This is a genomic window from Paenibacillus sp. FSL R5-0517, assembly GCF_037974355.1.
Lineage (GTDB): Bacteria > Bacillota > Bacilli > Paenibacillales > Paenibacillaceae > Paenibacillus.
Genome location: NZ_CP150235.1, coordinates 142,695 through 160,027, shown reverse-complemented (window position 1 = coordinate 160,027; position 17,333 = coordinate 142,695). Strand labels below are relative to the sequence as shown.

The 17,333-nt window shown below is 49.3% G+C and carries 14 protein-coding genes, 8 tRNA genes and 1 rRNA gene; all 23 read right to left on the bottom strand.

Features of this window, described 5'->3' with window-relative positions; genetic code table 11:
- Positions 1-6: 6 nt before the first annotated feature.
- Entirely contained in the window at positions 7-732 is a 726-nt protein-coding gene (gene hisIE / locus MKX40_RS00800; RefSeq protein ID WP_339242864.1) for a bifunctional phosphoribosyl-AMP cyclohydrolase/phosphoribosyl-ATP diphosphatase HisIE, read from the bottom strand.
- 1 nt (position 733) lies between these two features.
- Positions 734-1,495 (bottom strand): imidazole glycerol phosphate synthase subunit HisF, encoded by a 762-nt coding sequence (gene hisF, locus MKX40_RS00795; protein WP_339239004.1) that lies wholly within the window; start codon positions 1,493-1,495, stop codon positions 734-736.
- Between the two features lie 30 nt (positions 1,496-1,525).
- Positions 1,526-2,260 carry a 1-(5-phosphoribosyl)-5-[(5-phosphoribosylamino)methylideneamino]imidazole-4-carboxamide isomerase gene (hisA, locus tag MKX40_RS00790; RefSeq protein WP_047841450.1) on the bottom strand — a complete coding sequence of 245 codons (735 nt, stop codon included), beginning with the start codon at positions 2,258-2,260 and terminating at the stop codon, positions 1,526-1,528.
- A gap of 63 nt (positions 2,261-2,323) precedes the next feature.
- Positions 2,324-2,950, bottom strand: a complete 627-nt coding sequence (hisH, locus tag MKX40_RS00785; protein ID WP_339239002.1) for an imidazole glycerol phosphate synthase subunit HisH — start codon at positions 2,948-2,950, stop codon at positions 2,324-2,326.
- 3 nt (positions 2,951-2,953) lie between these two features.
- Positions 2,954-3,583, bottom strand: a complete 630-nt coding sequence (gene hisB / locus MKX40_RS00780; protein ID WP_339239000.1) for an imidazoleglycerol-phosphate dehydratase HisB — start codon at positions 3,581-3,583, stop codon at positions 2,954-2,956.
- Positions 3,576-4,880, bottom strand: a complete 1,305-nt coding sequence (hisD, locus tag MKX40_RS00775) for a histidinol dehydrogenase (RefSeq protein WP_339238999.1) — start codon at positions 4,878-4,880, stop codon at positions 3,576-3,578. Before hisD ends, hisB begins: the two co-directional genes overlap by 8 nt.
- 154 nt (positions 4,881-5,034) lie before the next feature.
- Complete coding sequence (gene hisG, locus MKX40_RS00770) at positions 5,035-5,694, bottom strand: ATP phosphoribosyltransferase (RefSeq protein WP_062837770.1); 660 nt, start codon at positions 5,692-5,694, stop codon at positions 5,035-5,037.
- Position 5,695: 1 nt separating this feature from the next.
- Positions 5,696-6,895, bottom strand: coding sequence for an ATP phosphoribosyltransferase regulatory subunit (locus MKX40_RS00765; protein ID WP_339238998.1), 1,200 nt, complete (start codon positions 6,893-6,895; stop codon positions 5,696-5,698).
- Positions 6,896-7,284: 389 nt separating this feature from the next.
- Positions 7,285-7,827: a DapH/DapD/GlmU-related protein gene (locus tag MKX40_RS00760; protein ID WP_339238996.1), complete on the bottom strand. Its 543-nt coding sequence runs from the start codon at positions 7,825-7,827 to the stop codon at positions 7,285-7,287.
- Positions 7,824-8,480, bottom strand: coding sequence for a pyrophosphatase PpaX (ppaX, locus tag MKX40_RS00755; RefSeq protein WP_339238995.1), 657 nt, complete (start codon positions 8,478-8,480; stop codon positions 7,824-7,826). Before ppaX ends, MKX40_RS00760 begins: the two co-directional genes overlap by 4 nt.
- 6 nt (positions 8,481-8,486) lie before the next feature.
- Entirely contained in the window at positions 8,487-9,512 is a 1,026-nt protein-coding gene (lgt, locus tag MKX40_RS00750) for a prolipoprotein diacylglyceryl transferase (RefSeq protein WP_339238994.1), read from the bottom strand.
- A 120-nt stretch (positions 9,513-9,632) separates the two neighbouring features.
- Positions 9,633-10,571 carry an HPr(Ser) kinase/phosphatase gene (hprK, locus tag MKX40_RS00745; protein WP_091011999.1) on the bottom strand — a complete coding sequence of 313 codons (939 nt, stop codon included), beginning with the start codon at positions 10,569-10,571 and terminating at the stop codon, positions 9,633-9,635.
- A 424-nt stretch (positions 10,572-10,995) separates the two neighbouring features.
- Complete coding sequence (ugpC, locus tag MKX40_RS00740; protein ID WP_062837775.1) at positions 10,996-12,120, bottom strand: sn-glycerol-3-phosphate ABC transporter ATP-binding protein UgpC; 1,125 nt, start codon at positions 12,118-12,120, stop codon at positions 10,996-10,998.
- Between the two features lie 103 nt (positions 12,121-12,223).
- On the bottom strand, positions 12,224-13,417 hold the full coding sequence (locus MKX40_RS00735; protein WP_339238992.1) for a helix-turn-helix domain-containing protein: 1,194 nt from the start codon (positions 13,415-13,417) through the stop codon (positions 12,224-12,226).
- A 143-nt stretch (positions 13,418-13,560) separates the two neighbouring features.
- Positions 13,561-13,633, bottom strand: a tRNA-Lys gene (locus MKX40_RS00730).
- Positions 13,634-13,640: 7 nt separating this feature from the next.
- Positions 13,641-13,726: transfer RNA gene (locus MKX40_RS00725), tRNA-Tyr, on the bottom strand.
- A gap of 12 nt (positions 13,727-13,738) precedes the next feature.
- A tRNA-Phe gene (locus MKX40_RS00720) sits at positions 13,739-13,811 on the bottom strand.
- A gap of 21 nt (positions 13,812-13,832) precedes the next feature.
- Positions 13,833-13,910, bottom strand: a tRNA-Asp gene (locus MKX40_RS00715).
- A 9-nt stretch (positions 13,911-13,919) separates the two neighbouring features.
- Positions 13,920-13,995 (bottom strand) — tRNA-Thr (locus MKX40_RS00710).
- Between the two features lie 5 nt (positions 13,996-14,000).
- Positions 14,001-14,076, bottom strand: a tRNA-Val gene (locus MKX40_RS00705).
- 9 nt (positions 14,077-14,085) lie between these two features.
- Positions 14,086-14,162: transfer RNA gene (locus MKX40_RS00700), tRNA-Met, on the bottom strand.
- Between the two features lie 43 nt (positions 14,163-14,205).
- Positions 14,206-14,297: transfer RNA gene (locus MKX40_RS00695), tRNA-Ser, on the bottom strand.
- 84 nt (positions 14,298-14,381) lie between these two features.
- Positions 14,382-17,307: ribosomal RNA gene (locus MKX40_RS00690) — 23S ribosomal RNA — on the bottom strand.
- Between the last annotated feature and the right edge of the window lie 26 nt (positions 17,308-17,333).

The window sequence follows — 17,333 nt, the reverse complement described above, 5'->3', positions numbered from 1 at the left end:
CGCCTCCTAATCGCGGCGAGGCCGTTCATGACGGCGGCTCAGCTCTGACATAATGTCGTCCAGTGGCAGCTTGCGCTCTTGTAACAGGACGAGCAGGTGATACATCAGGTCACTGACTTCCAGGCGAAGCTCGTCATTATCTTTATTTTTGGCGGCGATAATCGTCTCGGACGCTTCTTCACCGATTTTTTTCAATATTTTATCTACACCTTTATCAAACAAATAGGTTGTATATGCACCCTCAGGGCGTTCACGTTCACGCTCTGCAATAACGGATTCCAGTTCAGCCAATACCTCAAAGCGACTTTCGGAATCCGAATTCGCAGAAGCAGATGCCTCACCGGCTTTATCCGGAGCCTTGTCTGTCGATTTCTCTGGCAAACCAATGATCTCATTATGGAAACATGTTACCGCACCTGTATGGCAGGCAGGACCGTTCGGTTTGACCTCAACCAACAAGGTATCACCATCACAATCATATTTCAGGGAAGTAATGGTCTGCACGTTGCCAGATGTCGCCCCTTTATGCCACAGCTCTTGACGAGAGCGTGACCAGAACCAGGCTTCACCGGATTCAAGCGACAACTTCAGAGATTCGCGATTCATATAAGCCATCATTAAGACTTTCCGAGTATCCACATCCTGCACGATGGCAGGGACCAAACCGTCACTCCAACGAATGTGTTCCACAACCTGTTCCAAGGACAACTGTTCCTTGATTTCATCGCTCACTTTAGTCACGGATCTCCACCCCTTGTTCTCTCAAATGTTGTTTTAACGCCGGTACGGCGATTTCTTTGTAATGGAAAATCGTTGCGGCCAGACCTGCATCCGCTTTGCCCGTGGTGAATACATCATAGAAATGAGATTCCTTGCCCGCACCGCCCGATGCGATGACTGGTATACGCACAGATTCGGATACCGCTGCCGTCAGCTTCAGATCGAAACCGTCTTTTGTTCCGTCCGCGTCCATACTGGTTAGCAGAATCTCTCCCGCGCCCAAGCTCTCAGCCTGTTTAACCCATTCCAACGCCTTGATGCCGGAGGGTTTACGTCCACCATGTGTATAGACCTCCCACTCGCCCCAAGTTTCGTTATACTTGGCATCGATCGCTACCACGATACACTGCGAGCCAAAGCGACGTGCACCATCGGCAATCAACTGCGGATTAAGTACCGCGGCTGTATTCACTGCAATTTTGTCCGCTCCTGCCCGGAGAATCCGCTTCATGTCCTCCACCTTGGAGATGCCTCCACCTACCGTAAAGGGAATAGCAATCTCGCCAGCCGTCTGCCGCACGACTTCTTCCATCGTTTCGCGACCTTCTACCGAAGCGGAGATATCGAGAAATACCAATTCGTCCGCGCCTTCGCGGTCATATAGCGCCGCCAGCTCTACCGGATCACCCGCATCGCGGAGATTGACGAAGTTGACGCCTTTGACGACCCGGCCGTCCTTCACGTCCAGACAGGGGATGATTCTTTTTGCCAGCATGCTACCTCTTCCTCTCTATCCGAATATCCCTTACTTATTTACTGCACGTACCGCTTCAGACAGATCGATGCTTCCTGTATACAGTGCTTTACCCACGATCGCTCCACCAACACCATCATCGGCGTGACGACTCAGACGAAGCAGATCATCCATTACACTCACACCACCGGAAGCAATAACGGTCCGTCCGCTTGCCTTGGCTAGAGACACAATCGCTTCCACATTAGGACCCTGCATCATACCATCACGGGAAATATCCGTAAAGATAAACGTTTCTGCCCCATACGCCGCCAATTCCTTCGCGAGTACCTCTGCCTGTACTTCCGATGTTTCAAGCCATCCGCGGGTTGCCACGTAACCATTACGAGCGTCGATGCCAATTGCCACTTTGTCGCCGTAACGTCCCAGTACTTCCTCTGTAAAAGCACGATCCTCAATGGCCGCTGTTCCAATGATCAGCCGGCTAACACCCAGACCTAGCAATCGCTCTACATCCGCTACTGTACGAAGTCCGCCCCCCACCTGAACAGGTACGTTCACAGCCGAGGCAATGCGACCGATCAGCTCATCGTTAACAGGATGACCTGCTTTGGCACCATCCAGATCCACCAGATGCACATATGTACCGCCTTGCTTCTCCCAGGATAGAGCCACTTGAACAGGGTCATCGTTGTACACGGTCTCCTGATTATAATCTCCCTGCACCAGTCTTACACATTTGCCGTCCCGGATATCAATTGCCGGATATAGGATAAAAGATGACATACAAGGCCTCCTGAATATGAATTAGATTTGTACGCTTTCTATAGTTAAGAAGAGATGATTGTTTTACCGTTGTACAGGCGCTCCTGTCAGAGCCAAAAAGTTGCCGAGCAGCTTCATGCCAAGCTCTCCGCTTTTCTCCGGGTGGAATTGCATACCGAAGTTGGATCCGCTGCCTACAATGGCTGTCACCGGATGTCCGTAATCCGTTACCGCCAGCAGATCGTCCCTGTTGTCCGTAAGCGCATGATAGGAATGCACGAAATAGACGTGTCCTCCCTCAAGTCCCGTAAACAGCGGGTTCTCCGCGTGGAGGAATTCCAGACGGTTCCATCCCATATGAGGAACCTTCAGTTCTCCTGGTGCAAATCGCACTACTTTACCTGGCAAAATATCCAGTCCCTCATGCTCGCCATGCTCTTCACTTGAGCTGAACAACAACTGCATCCCCAGACAGATCCCGAGAAGTGGCTTGGACCCCGCAGCCGCTTCTTTCACCACCGTATCCAGTCCACTCTCCCGCAGATGAACCATCGCATCACCAAAAGCACCTACGCCTGGCAGAATCACACCATCTGCGCCAAGAATCTCTTCCCGGTCACCCGTGACCAGCGCCTCGTAGCCAAGACGTTCGACCGCTTTGCCGACGCTGTGCAGGTTACCCATACCGTAATCGACAATTGCAATCGCCATCGTCTACAGCACTCCCTTCGTGGAAGGCACACCCGTTACACGTGGATCAATCAACGTTGCTTCATCCAGTGCACGTCCCAATGCCTTAAAGATCGCTTCAATCATGTGGTGGGTGTTCTGACCATAGTGCACAATGACATGCAACGTAATCCGGGCTTCCAGCGCCAATTTCCATAGGAATTCATGTACCAGCTCCGTGGAGAAACTGCCTACCTGTTGGGAAGGATATTCTGCACGGTATTCAAAGTGAGGTCGGTTGCTCACATCAATAATAACCTGAGCGAGTGCCTCATCCATCGGTACAAAAACACTGGCGTAGCGCTTAATCCCGCGTTTGTCACCCAATGCTTCTCGCAACGTCTGTCCCAGACAGATGCCGATGTCTTCAACCGTGTGATGATCGTCGATATCAATATCTCCACGGGCCTGTACGTTCAGGTCGAATTGTCCGTGCTTCGTGAACAGATCCAGCATATGGTTCAGAAAAGGTACATCCGTTTCAATCGTGGATTGTCCTGTTCCATCTACATTAAAGGCCAATTGAATATTGGTCTCGTTCGTTTTGCGGTCAACCTCTGCTTGGCGCACTGCACCTTTGTTTTCAAGTTCCACACCGTTATGTTGCTTATCCATTGTCCGATTCCGCCTTTCCTTCCTGTTCTAACCGTACAGCGATTGCACGGGCATGACCTTCAAGACCCTCATGGCGGGCCAACTCTATAATAGCCGCTCCGTTCTGCAGCAGCGCTTCTTTACTATAATAGATCAGACTGGATTTCTTGATAAAATCGTCCACGTCCACTGGCGAACTGAATCGCGCCGTTCCATTAGTCGGAATAATATGATTCGGTCCGGCAAAATAATCCCCTACCGGCTCCGAGCTGTACGGGCCGAGGAAGATCGCACCGGCATTCTCAATCCGGCCAGCGTAAGTCATCGGCTCCTGCACCATGATCTCCAGATGCTCCGGTGCGAGCCGGTTCACCACATCGATTCCCTCATCGATGGAATCGACCACAATAATCGCGCCATACTGCTCTACCGAAGCAGCAGCGATATCACGCCGCGGCAGCACTTCAAGTTGCCGCTGCACTTCGCCCTGCACGGCTTCCGCCAGCGCGGCCGAATTCGTGACGAGAATGGCCGATGCCATCTCGTCATGTTCCGCCTGCGACAACAGGTCGGCGGCGACATACACCGGATTCGCCGTATCATCGGCGAGTACCACAATCTCACTCGGCCCGGCGATACTATCGATATCGACCGCACCGTACACCTCGCGCTTCGCGAGCGCCACGTAAATATTGCCCGGTCCACAGATCTTGTCGACCGGGGCAATACTCTCCGTGCCGTAAGCGAGGGCGGCGATGGCTTGAGCGCCGCCAACCCGGTACATCTCGCTTACGCCTGCTTCCGCAGCAGCCACGAGAATGTACGGGTTAATGCCTTCGCCACCGTTGGTAGACGGCGGCGTCACGAGAACAATCTCCGGCACGCCTGCCACCTGTGCCGGAATCACATTCATCAGCACAGACGATGGATACGCTGCTTTACCGCCAGGTACATAGACCCCGACCCGCTTCAGCGGTCGGATGACCTGGCCCAGCAGGCTGCCGTCCGGCTGCCAATCCATCCACGAGTTTCGTTTCTGCTTCTCGTGAAACGCACGAATGTTGGCGGCGGCTTGCCGAATCGCCGTCACAAAGGATGGCTCCACGGCTGCATAAGCCGCCTGCAGCTCTTCCTGCGGCACGCGCAATTCCGCGGCCGTCAGCTTCGTGCGGTCCAGCTGCTCCGTGTAACGCAGCAGTGCCGCATCACCCTCACGGCGAATGTCGCTGACAATACGCCGTACCGTTTCATTTTGCTCTGGCGTGCCATACTCCACTTCACGCTTCAGATCAAACTCCCGTGCAGGTACAATTTTCATACGTACAACCTCCTCATCCCCTGTAATACCTACCTTATATGGCCGATTTGTTTCTCGTTTTCCTCGTTCCTTACTTCTATCGTTTCATTCTTTGGTTATTCCGTTTGTATATTTCCCGTTCCTTGCTGCCTTGCAGTCCTTGCTTATCAGTAATTTATCCCCGAAGGCTTCCCGCCGATATCTCATTCGATGCCGGAATAACCTGCTGAAGTGCATCACACAAAGCCTGGATTCGTGCGTTTTTCATTCGATAACTTACCCGGTTGGCGATAAGACGGCTGGTGATGTCCAGAATACCTGTCATCTCCACCAATCCGTTCTCGCGCAGCGTCTGACCAGTCTCCACCAGATCGACGATCCGGTCTGCCAGACCAATTAAGGGCGCAAGCTCAATGGAACCATTCAGCTTGATCACCTCAACCTGCTGCCCCTGCTCCCGAAAATACTGTGAAGCGATCCTCGGATACTTCGTTGCAACACGTTGCTGAATGCCTGGCTTCCAGTCGGGAAGTCCAATTACAGACATACGGCACTGGGCGATTCCCAGATTCAATAGTTCGTACACATCCCGATTTTCCTCCAGCAGCACGTCTTTACCAACAATTCCGATATCAGCAACACCGTACTCCACGTAGGTTGGAACATCTACTGGCTTCGCCATGATGAATTCCATTCCCGCTTCCGGTACTTCAATAACCAATCTGCGTGTATCATCCACGTCTTCTGGAATATCCAGCCCCGCTTCACGGAACAATTTGGAGGCTTTTTTATAGATTCGGCCCTTCGGCATGGCCACCTTCAGAATATCCGACATCTCAGCGTCCTCCTTCTTCAGATCCGTAAGTAATAACCTGCTCAGCCTGAACGGTTGTTGCTCCAACAGATACAGCACTTGCTCCAGCCCCGTCTTCAGGAAGAAGGAGTGTCACTACATTTTGTCCCAGACTGCGTAATCTTGCCGCTTCTGTCAGTGCCTCGGCCCGACGTTTCGGGCTATATTGGATAAGTATCGGTTTCTTCTCTTCAATGGTAATACCGTGAACGCCATCAATAATCCGGTTGGTTTTCAGTGCAAACCCTGTAGCTGGCAACGAACGCCCGAATTGTTGTAACAGATTGTCATACCGCCCGCCGCTGCATACCGGAGATCCCAGTTCTGCTGCATATCCTTCAAACGTCATGCCCGTATAATAGGAGAAATCCCCGATCATCGTCAGATCAATCAGTACATGTTCGGATACGCCGTACGCTTCCAACACTTCGAATACTGCACACAGATGCGCAATCGACTGTGCTGCTTCAGCGCTTGAACTTAGCTCTACCGCATGTGTGCAGACTTCCTTGCCACCGCGCAGACGCAGGATCGCTTCAAGCTGTTCTTTCAACTTGGGTTCCAGGTTCAATGCTTCGATCGACTGGCGATAGCCAACATAATCACGTCCGAGCAGCCCTTCCTTCAATTGCTCCTGTTCCGTTGTCTGGCCTGGAATCACTTCCTCCAGTAATCCGTTCAGGAATCCCATATGACCCATCGCTATTTTAAAAGAAGACACGCCCGCTGCCTGCAAAGAGGCAATCGCAAGCGCAACAACTTCTGCATCCGCCTCAGGTGAGTCATCTCCAACCAGCTCCACCCCTGTCTGGAAGAACTCCGCCTCCCGTCCAGCTTCCTCTTCAATCGAACGAAATACGTTCGCATGATAGGACAGACGCAGTGGCAATTGCTCATCTTTGAGCATGGACGAAACGACACGTGCAATCGGAGCCGTTAGATCCGATCGGAGCACCAGGGTGGTTCCCCGGCTGTTCAATAATTTAAACAATTTGCGATCCGATGTAGAGCTGGCTACACCTACCGTATCGTAATATTCAATCGTTGGTGTGATGATCTGACGGTAACCCCAGCGTTCCATACATTCTAGTACATTCCGCTCAATCGTACGCAGCTTGGATACAACATGTGGTGTATAGTCGCGAAATCCGGTCGGTTTTTCAAATCCTTTTGGTTTGGACATTGGTATTATTCACCCCGAGTCAGTAATTTAAGAGTGGTGCTCATTCTATTTCAACAGGATTTATGTAGTGTAAATCCCCATTCTATCTTGTAACCCTGAATCAACGTATTGCTGCACAAGCCTTTAACTATTGGTTTAGTTCAACCTTTATCACGTTTAATTTCTCCAACAATACTTTCACATGGTAAAGTGCTAACAAACTAAAGGATATGGGATATGATAACATGAAATCCGCACTACCGTCAACAATACCGAAGCTTGATTGCCCTTGGATCGGCATCTCGTTTTATATTCGCACCGTTACCCTCACCCATCGGTATTTATATACGAAAAAAGCTGCCATAAGCAGCTTTTTACTTCAACCCATCTTCTTTCATTACGTTGTGGACTTAATGCACACTACCCTGAGAAGAATTATCCGTGTTAAAGACAGTCTCTTCCGTAGAAGCTGCCGCACGGGATAAGTCACGTAGTGGATTACCTCCAACAAAAGCTCCTGGTGCAACATCCTTATGTACGACAGCTCCAGCAGCTACAACCGCTCCATCCCCTATGGTTACCCCAGGCAGAATCGTTGTATTGGCACCAATCAGTACATTTTCCCCGATAATCACCTCACCGAGCCTGTACTCCTTAATGAGATACTCATGAGCGAGAATTGTTGTGTTGTAACCGATGACCGAGTTTTCGCCGACCGTTATTTTCTCCGGAAAAAACACATCCACCATCACCATCAGGCCAAAGGCCGTGTGTTTTCCCACCTTCATCCCCAGCATTCGGCGATAAATCCAGTTCTTCACCGATAGGATCGGACAGTAACGTGACAACTGGATCCAGATAAAATTACGAACGCCCTTCCACGGACTCACTGTCTTGTAGATATGCCAAAGTGCATTCTGGTCCTCTACCGGATAGCGGGTTACTTTTCTCATGAACGACCCGTTTCAATACGGATGAGTTCTAACAAGTCTCTCATGTCGTGCAACATGTGATCGGGGCCATATCCGTTCAGGATTGTTTCTCCTTTAAGAGACCATGCAACCCCCGCCGAGAGTGCACCCGCATTTTGAGCCGATTGGATATCCACCGGACTATCACCAACCATCAACGTTTTAGCAGGATCTGCACCCAGTTCCGTCATTGCTTTCAACACAGGCTCAGCATGTGGCTTCGGATTCGTCACATCAGTCACGGTCACAATCGTCTTCATATATTTCAGTAGGTCAAAACGTTCCAGCACCTTTAATGTAGATGGACGAATTTTAGTTGTGACCACACCCATCACAATGCCAGCCTGATGCAACGCCTCTACTACCTCAATGACATGTGGAAAAGGTCTAACCATCGCTTCATGATGGATATCATTATAGGCACGATAACCTTTCACGTACTCAGAGACTTCCTCTTGTCCAGAAAAGGTACGCATTTGCTGCTCCAGTGTGCCACCCATATGCGGAATGATCTGTTCTCGTGTCCATGGAGCTGAATGCTCCCATCCCCCCATGACATGCTGGAATGAGCTGATAATCAGCTCATTGGTATCAATAATGGTTCCGTCCAGATCGAACAATACCGTGTCAATCATGTTGCATTACTCCTTTTTATCATCAACTTGCTTCGGGTCATCTTTGGCTGGAGGTGTTACCTTGCTCTCTTTGCCAACAACTGTTCCTGTATGTTCCATATCATCAGAGGTAACTTTGGACGATACAATCGGATCACTGTAACGAACATCGGCTTTACCTGTCACTCTTCTCACCACTATGAATACAACAGCAACAATAATGATACCAATAGCGAGCAGTTGCGAGATTCTTACGTTGCCATAAGCAGGATCAAGATATCCTTGTTCGAAGCCCATCACAGTCATTGGAGACCACAGCCCGTTCACTAATGAAGCGACCCATTGCGGAGCCTGGAAGCCCAGACTGTCCGTACGCAAAGCTTCAATGAAGAAACGACCGATAGAGTACCAGATGAAATAGGACATGAACAGTTCACCTGAACGCAGGAATTTCTGACGACGCAGAATCAGCAGCAAGATTAGACCAGCAAGACTCCATACTGATTCATACAAAAACGCAGGATGATGGAATACACCTTCTACGTTCATTTGATTCACAATAAAGTCCGGCAGATGAAGCTTGTCTCTCAAAAATGATTCTTCCACAGGACCGCCATAGGCTTCCTGATTCACAAAGTTCCCCCAACGTCCGATCATCTGTCCAACAATCAGTCCAGGCGCACAGATATCGGCCATACGCCAGAAGTTATAGCCTTTACGACGGAAGAAAATAACTGCACAGATGATTGCACCAATAAGGGCACCATAGATGGCGATACCGCCATTCCATATTTTAAAGACATCCCAGAAATTATCCTTGTAATCTTCCCACTTAAATGCGACATAGTAGATGCGGGCACCAATGATGGCAGAAGGCACACCCAGCAGAACCATGTCCATGAACACTTCCTGTGGGATATTGTAGCGTTTGCCCTCCCGGATCACGAGCAGCAGTCCTATAAGTGCCGCGGTACCAAGAATAAGCCCGTACCAGTGAACCTTTAACGCTCCAATAGAGAACGCAATCGGGTTCAACAGTAATAATGTATCCATTCATTCACACTCCTATTTATTCGATCAATCACACGCATGACGAATGGTTGGCATGCCCTGCGCTCCAGAGAAGCAGTACACGTCAACCATTTATCTTCATTTCCTTGTATAAAATGTTTCTTAATCCATGTCTTCCATATCTTCCGAGATGGTTGCTGTCAGCTTGTTCGTGAATTGCAGTGCAGCATTAAGACCCATCTGTTTCAGACGATAGTTCATTCCGGCTACTTCAATAATAACCGCCAAGTTCCGTCCCGGACGAACAGGAATCGTAACGAGAGGCACATCGGTATCAATGATACGTGTAGTCTCTTCGTCCAGACCCAGACGATCGTATTGTTTATCCTGCTGCCATGCTTCCAGACGTACAACCAGGGTAATCCGTTTGTTATTCCGAACGGCACCGGCTCCGAATAATGTCATGACGTTGATAATACCGACACCTCGAATTTCGAGCAAGTGGCGGATCAATTCAGGTGCAGTACCGTGAAGCTGAAAATCTGACGTTTGGCGGATCTCTACCGCATCATCGGCAATCAGTCGGTGTCCACGTTTAACCAGTTCAAGTGCTGTTTCACTCTTACCAATACCGCTACTACCTGTAATCAACATACCAACCCCGTATACATCACACAGTACACCATGAATCGTGGCAGTAGGTGCTAATTTCCCCTCCAAAAATCCGGTAATCCGGCTGGACAGAATTGTTGTTGCCATATTACTGCGTAATACAGCCAGATCCCGTTCTTCACTGATATCAATCAGCTCTTGCGGGACTTCAAGTCCGCGCGTTACAACGATACAAGGCGTCTCTTCTGTACAAAGACGTTGCATACGATCACGCCGCTCTTGCTCGGGTAACATTGCAAAGAAAGCTAACTCCGTTCTTCCAAGTAGCTGTACCCGTTCTTGAGGATGGTATTCAAAATAACCGGCCATTTCCAGACCAGGACGGTTCAGATCATCTACCGTAATGACTCTTTTCAATCCGTGAGATCCAGAAACAACCTCCAACTGAAACTGCTGTACCAATTCGGATACTTTCACTTTTTTCGCCATTTGTCTCTTCCTTTCAGCATTCGCTGTACCTCTATGTAATTCAGATCGTGTATCAGTTCTTTCCATTATTAGCGCATTCACAACATGGGGTACAGAATGCATACCCTTCCAACAGTCGGTTCTCTCAGATATATGAAGACAGACCTTCAAATAATCTTAAATGAATTCCGGGATGAATGCAATCGTAGCCTCCGACAACCATTAGTAAGAAAAAACCTTCTGATCAAGCACCCATTGGGGATACTACATGGATGGTTTAGCGGTTGTTTATCAGGTAATTGTTAATCCTTGCCCCGCTGAATATTATAGAGTTCATTAATTTTTTAAAAAAAGCCCCTTCCAGCAATAACGGAAGGGGCTCTCATTACAATGTATAATTGCGTTAACTGTCAGATTCCATCGTCACCGATGAATCCCAGTAATATTAGTCTTGAAGAAGTACGTTCACTTCAGTCTCTTTGTCAAAGATATGAACTTTGTTCATGTCGATGGCCATTTTAACTGTGGAACCATCACGAGTGTTAGAACGTCCATCTACACGTGCGATTGTAGTATCGTTACCTACACCGCTCAAGTAGAGGAGCATTTCGTGACCCAGGTTCTCTGTTACATCTACGTGAGTAGAGAATACAGAGTTCGGGGATGCTTCCAGGAATACTGGCTCTTCGTGAATGTCTTCTGGACGAACACCCAGAATGACTTCTTTGCCAATGTATCCTCTAGATTTCAACACTTGTGCTTTACCTTGCGGGATTTCAACGTCCACGCCTGGAGCTACGAAGTGCAGGTTAGCACCTTGCTCAGCCAGTTTACCCGAGATAAAGTTCATTGTCGGGGAACCGATGAAACCAGCTACGAACAGGTTAGCCGGCAGGTTATACAACTCTTCCGGAGAAGCTGCTTGTTGGATGATACCATCCTTCATAACTACGATCCGGTCACCCATCGTCATTGCTTCGATCTGGTCATGCGTTACGTAGATAACTGTTGTTTCCAAACGTTTAGCCAGTTTAGTGATTTCCGCACGCATCTGACCACGAAGTTTAGCATCCAAGTTGGAGAGAGGCTCATCCATCAAGAAGACTTGTGGATCACGGACAATCGCACGTCCTAGAGCGACACGCTGACGTTGACCACCGGACAATGCCTTAGGTTTACGCTCAAGCAAATGCTCGATATCCAGGATTTTAGCTGCTTCACGTACACGTTTGTCGATCTCGTCTTTTTTAACCTTACGCAATTTCAAACCAAACGCCATGTTTTGATATACGCTCATATGCGGATACAAGGCATAGGATTGGAATACCATCGCGATATCGCGGTCTTTAGGTGCAACATCATTAACGACACGGTCACCGATATAGAGTTTACCTTCAGAAATTTCCTCAAGGCCTGCGATCATACGCAGTGTTGTTGATTTACCACAACCGGACGGACCTACCAATACCAGAAATTCTTTATCTTTAATGTCCAGGTTAATGTCAACTACAGTTGCTTTATCAGAACCCGGGTATTTTTTGAAAATATGCTCTAAACGTACTCCAGCCATGATTGTTGCCTCCTCAGAGATCATTTTGTAATCGAATACAATTTGTATTTTTATATTACCCTATCTGTATGAGGTTTGACTATTCGCAAACTGCACAAAAATATCAATGCTTTTTCGTCACTTTGTACATAAGCAGTAAAAACTGCACTAGAACAGCACTTTCGAAGTGCCTTACATCGTATCCAATCTCCTGTTTGATCTTGTCCAGACGATAAACCAACGTATTACGATGAATAAAAAGCCGTTTGGCTGTCTCGCTCACATTACAGTCCAGGCTAAAAAAGGTTTCTAACGTAGCAAGAGTCTCACTATCATTTAAGATTAACGTGTCCTTGCCTGTTTCCTGTATAAATCGTATCCGTTGTTCATCTGGAATGCTCGCTACCAACCGTTCCAGATGAAGATCCCATGGGAGATGAATATGCTGCGTAACATGGAATGCTCTCCCCAATTGCACACTTTCTTTAAGAAGCGCTGTAACTGATACTAATTGTTCTGCGGGTATGCATGGCAGAGATGCAGACAGATGGAACACCCCAGCCCATTCACTGGCTACCAGTTCATGTAACCCCAGACAAAAAGCGTTCAGTGAATCCTTTTGGGCATCCGGTGTATCTTCCTCGGCTTCTTCTGTAACGATTTCTTTATCACCCATGAAAACCCACTCTTGCTCCCCTAAGGGAATCAATACAATCTCCTCGCCAAAATAACTCTCAAGCAGCTTGTTGAGTTCCTTGGATCGTAGACGATGTGCATCCGGTGTATCCCCTTGCAGCAAGAACAGAATCTTCTCAGCATTCAATCCAGCAGGCACCACAAAGTGATCAGGAACCGTTTGAGATTCCTGCTTGGATGGTTCTTCGATCTGCTCTCTAAGCCAGAGACCCAATTCAGTCAAATACTGCTCCCTATCATTCTCATATACAACAGGCTGTGTCTCATCGGGTAATTCTGTGTTGGAACGGATCAAAAGCTCAATAAATCTCCGTCTCTCCACAGTGATGGATCTTGCAGCGCATCCCCAACATACCACGGTCTCTTCTTTCTCATTCATCCGAACCTTAAAAAATATGCGTTCTCCCGTATTCAGACTGATCACATCGGATGAGCTTGGAGATGTAGCTTGTTCAAATAGCTCCAGACTTTCACCTTTATCACCATAGGTCTCTGAATTTTCATGAAGACCCACCAGATTCGTAACGGATTGCGTCCATTCCTCTATTGTAATTTCATATTCGTCCAAAGTTGTGCCTATAATGACTTCAATTTGCTGTTTTAGATCAGGTATGAATTTCATATAATGAACGTCACCACTCTGCATGTTTTCTATTAGTTTATCATATCTTGCACAGCATTAATAAATATCCATAATCCGTTAAAAGTACATAATAAAAAAGAGCGACTAATCAAATTAATGATTAATCACTCTTTTTTTAAAGATGAGTCATGAAGGGCTCGAACCTTCGACACCCTGATTAAAAGTCAGGTGCTCTACCAACTGAGCTAATGACTCATAAAACTGGTGGAGGATGATGGATTCGAACCACCGAACCCGTACGGGAGCAGATTTACAGTCTGATGCGTTTGGCCACTTCGCTAATCCTCCAGGGATTAAAGGTGGCTCGGGACGGAATCGAACCGCCGACACGAGGATTTTCAGTCCTCTGCTCTACCGACTGAGCTACCGAGCCATATTTAATTTTTAGGATTAATGGCGGAACCGACGGGATTCGAACCCGCGATCTCCTGCGTGACAGGCAGGCATGTTAGGCCAACTACACCACGGTTCCAGGCATTAATGGTGCCGGCGAGAGGACTTGAACCCCCAACCTACTGATTACAAGTCAGTTGCTCTACCAGTTGAGCTACACCGGCGTATATGGTGGAGGCTGAGGGGATCGAACCCCCGACCCTCTGCTTGTAAGGCAGATGCTCTCCCAGCTGAGCTAAGCCTCCTGGGTAATATGGTAGCGGCGGAGGGGATCGAACCCCCGACCTTACGGGTATGAACCGTACGCTCTAGCCAGCTGAGCTACACCGCCATATTAGTTGTGTCTTGATTGCTTGTCCATCTTAAGGTAAAGATGGCGGAGAGAGAGGGATTCGAACCCTCGCACCGCTTACGCAGTCTAACCCCTTAGCAGAGGGTCCCCTTATAGCCACTTGGGTATCTCTCCAAATAACAATCTTCAACATCATTCAAGGATTGCTCCCTGAAAACTAGATTCGAAACGAAAGTGTGCGAATTACAACTTGCATATTTGGATAAGCCCTCGACCGATTAGTACTGGTCAGCTCCATGCATTGCTGCACTTCCACCCCCAGCCTATCTACCTCGTCGTCTTCAAGGGGTCTTACATACTGGGAAATCTCATCTTGAGGGGGGCTTCACGCTTAGATGCTTTCAGCGTTTATCCCGTCCGTACATAGCTACCCAGCGGTGCTCCTGGCGGAACAACTGGTACACCAGCGGTACGTCCATCCCGGTCCTCTCGTACTAAGGACAGCTCCTCTCAAATTTCCTACGCCCACGACAGATAGGGACCGAACTGTCTCACGACGTTCTGAACCCAGCTCGCGTACCGCTTTAATGGGCGAACAGCCCAACCCTTGGGACCTACTTCAGCCCCAGGATGCGATGAGCCGACATCGAGGTGCCAAACCTCCCCGTCGATGTGGACTCTTGGGGGAGATAAGCCTGTTATCCCCAGGGTAGCTTTTATCCGTTGAGCGATGGCCCTTCCATGCGGTACCACCGGATCACTAAGCCCGACTTTCGTCCCTGCTCGACTTGTAGGTCTCGCAGTCAAGCTCCCTTATGCCTTTGCACTCTTCGAATGATTTCCAACCATTCTGAGGGAACCTTTGGGCGCCTCCGTTACTCTTTAGGAGGCGACCGCCCCAGTCAAACTGCCCACCTGACACTGTCCCCGCACCGGATTACGGTACCAGGTTAGAACCTAGATACGATCAGGGTGGTATCCCAACGTTGCCTCCACAGAAGCTTGCGCTCCTGCTTCAAAGGCTCCCACCTATCCTGTACAGATCGTACCCAAATTCAATATCAAGCTGCAGTAAAGCTCCATGGGGTCTTTCCGTCTTGTCGCGGGTAACCTGCATCTTCACAGGTATTAAAATTTCACCGGATCTCTCGTTGAGACAGCGCCCAAGTCGTTACGCCATTCGTGCGGGTCAGAATTTACCTGACAAGGAATTTCGCTACCTTAGGACCGTTATAGTTACGGCCGCCGTTTACTGGGGCTTCGGTTCACAGCTTCGGATTGCTCCTAACCACTCCCCTTAACCTTCCAGCACCGGGCAGGCGTCAGCCCGTATACTTCGCCTTACGGCTTCGCACAGACCTGTGTTTTTGCTAAACAGTCGCTTGGGCCTTTTCACTGCGGCCCCCTCGTGCTATTCACACTACCGGGGCACCCCTTCTCCCGAAGTTACGGGGTCATTTTGCCGAGTTCCTTAACGAGAGTTCTTCCGCGCGCCTTAGAATACTCTTCTCGCCTACCTGTGTCGGTTTGCGGTACGGGCACCTTCACCTGGCTAGAGGCTTTTCTTGGCAGTGTGAGATCATGACCTTCGCTACTACAATTTTCGCTCCCCATCACAGCTCAGCCTTACGATGTGCGGATTTGCCTACACATCAGCCTCACTGCTTAGACGGACATCCATCAGTCCGCGTCACTACCCTACTGCGTCCCCCCATTGCTCATAACGGCTTACGGTGGTACAGGAATTTCGACCTGTTGTCCTTCGACTACGCCTTTCGGCCTCGCCTTAGGTCCCGACTTACCCTGAGCGGACGAGCCTTCCTCAGGAACCCTTAGGCTTTCGGCGGATCAGATTCTCACTGATCTTTTCGTTACTCATACCGGCATTCTCACTTGTATAATGTCCAGCGCTCCTTACGGTACACCTTCAACCCTTATACAACGCTCCCCTACCCCTGATGCAAAGCATCAAGCCATAGCTTCGGTGGTGTGTTTAGCCCCGTTACATTTTCGGCGCAGAGTCACTCGACCAGTGAGCTATTACGCACTCTTTCAATGGTGGCTGCTTCTAAGCCAACATCCTGGTTGTCTGTGCAACTCCACATCCTTTCCCACTTAACACACACTTGGGGACCTTAGCTGATGGTCTGGGCTGTTTCCCTTTTGACAATGGATCTTAGCACTCACTGTCTGACTCCCGGAAGTAAGTCTATGGCATTCGGAGTTTGACTGAGCTTGGTAACCCTTGCGGGCCCCGCACCCAATCAGTGCTCTACCTCCACGACTCTGTTTTCCGAGGCTAGCCCTAAAGCTATTTCGGGGAGAACCAGCTATCTCCGAGTTCGATTGGAATTTCTCCGCTACCCCCACCTCATCCCCGCACTTTTCAACGTGCGTGGGTTCGGGCCTCCAGTGCGTGTTACCGCACCTTCACCCTGGACAGGGGTAGATCACCCGGTTTCGGGTCTACGTCCACGTACTATGTCGCCCTATTCAGACTCGCTTTCGCTGCGGCTCCGGCTCTTCACCTTAACCTTGCACGGGAACGTAACTCGCCGGTTCATTCTACAAAAGGCACGCCATCACCCCTAAAACGGGCTCTGACTTTTTGTAAGCACACGGTTTCAGGTTCTATTTCACTCCCCTTCCGGGGTGCTTTTCACCTTTCCCTCACGGTACTGCTTCACTATCGGTCGCTAGGAAGTATTTAGCCTTGGCAGATGGTCCTGCCGGATTCATACGGGGTTTCACGTGCCCCGCACTACTCGGGATCCGTCTCGGAGAGAATCAACTTTCAATTACAGGGCTTTTACCTTCTTTGGCGGGCCTTTCCAGACCTCTTCGTTTAACTGACTCCTTTGTAACTCCATGTGAGACGTCCCACAACCCCAAAGAGCAAGCTCTCTGGTTTGGGCTTCTCCGCGTTCGCTCGCCGCTACTGACGGAATCACTATTGTTTTCTCTTCCTCAGGGTACTTAGATGTTTCAGTTCCCCTGGTATGCCTCTACATAACCTATGTATTCAGTTATGAGTAACTGGAAATTACCCCAGCTGGGTTTCCCCATTCGGACACCCCCGGATCAAAGCTTGCTTACAGCTCCCCGAGGCAGTTTCGTTGTTCGCCACGTCCTTCATCGGCTCCTAGCGCCTAGGCATCCTCCGTGTGCTCTTAGTAGCTTAACCATTGCGCTCGTGTTCGAGCTGTCGCT

What these genes read in the sequence shown, in the direction of transcription:
- hisG (WP_062837770.1), bottom strand. Translation starts at nt 5,694, where the DNA reads ATGTCGGATATTCTGAAGGTGGCCATGCCGAAGGGCCGAATCTATAAA.
- MKX40_RS00735 (WP_339238992.1), bottom strand. Translation starts at nt 13,417, where the DNA reads ATGAAATTCATACCTGATCTAAAACAGCAAATTGAAGTCATTATAGGC.
- hisB (WP_339239000.1), bottom strand. Translation starts at nt 3,583, where the DNA reads ATGGATAAGCAACATAACGGTGTGGAACTTGAAAACAAAGGTGCAGTG.
- hisF (WP_339239004.1), bottom strand. Translation starts at nt 1,495, where the DNA reads ATGCTGGCAAAAAGAATCATCCCCTGTCTGGACGTGAAGGACGGCCGG.
- MKX40_RS00765 (WP_339238998.1), bottom strand. Translation starts at nt 6,895, where the DNA reads ATGTCCAAACCAAAAGGATTTGAAAAACCGACCGGATTTCGCGACTAT.
- hisH (WP_339239002.1), bottom strand. Translation starts at nt 2,950, where the DNA reads ATGGCGATTGCAATTGTCGATTACGGTATGGGTAACCTGCACAGCGTC.
- ugpC (WP_062837775.1), bottom strand. Translation starts at nt 12,120, where the DNA reads ATGGCTGGAGTACGTTTAGAGCATATTTTCAAAAAATACCCGGGTTCT.
- hisA (WP_047841450.1), bottom strand. Translation starts at nt 2,260, where the DNA reads ATGTCATCTTTTATCCTATATCCGGCAATTGATATCCGGGACGGCAAA.
- MKX40_RS00760 (WP_339238996.1), bottom strand. Translation starts at nt 7,827, where the DNA reads ATGAGAAAAGTAACCCGCTATCCGGTAGAGGACCAGAATGCACTTTGG.
- hprK (WP_091011999.1), bottom strand. Translation starts at nt 10,571, where the DNA reads ATGGCGAAAAAAGTGAAAGTATCCGAATTGGTACAGCAGTTTCAGTTG.
- ppaX (WP_339238995.1), bottom strand. Translation starts at nt 8,480, where the DNA reads ATGATTGACACGGTATTGTTCGATCTGGACGGAACCATTATTGATACC.
- hisD (WP_339238999.1), bottom strand. Translation starts at nt 4,880, where the DNA reads ATGAAAATTGTACCTGCACGGGAGTTTGATCTGAAGCGTGAAGTGGAG.
- lgt (WP_339238994.1), bottom strand. Translation starts at nt 9,512, where the DNA reads ATGGATACATTATTACTGTTGAACCCGATTGCGTTCTCTATTGGAGCG.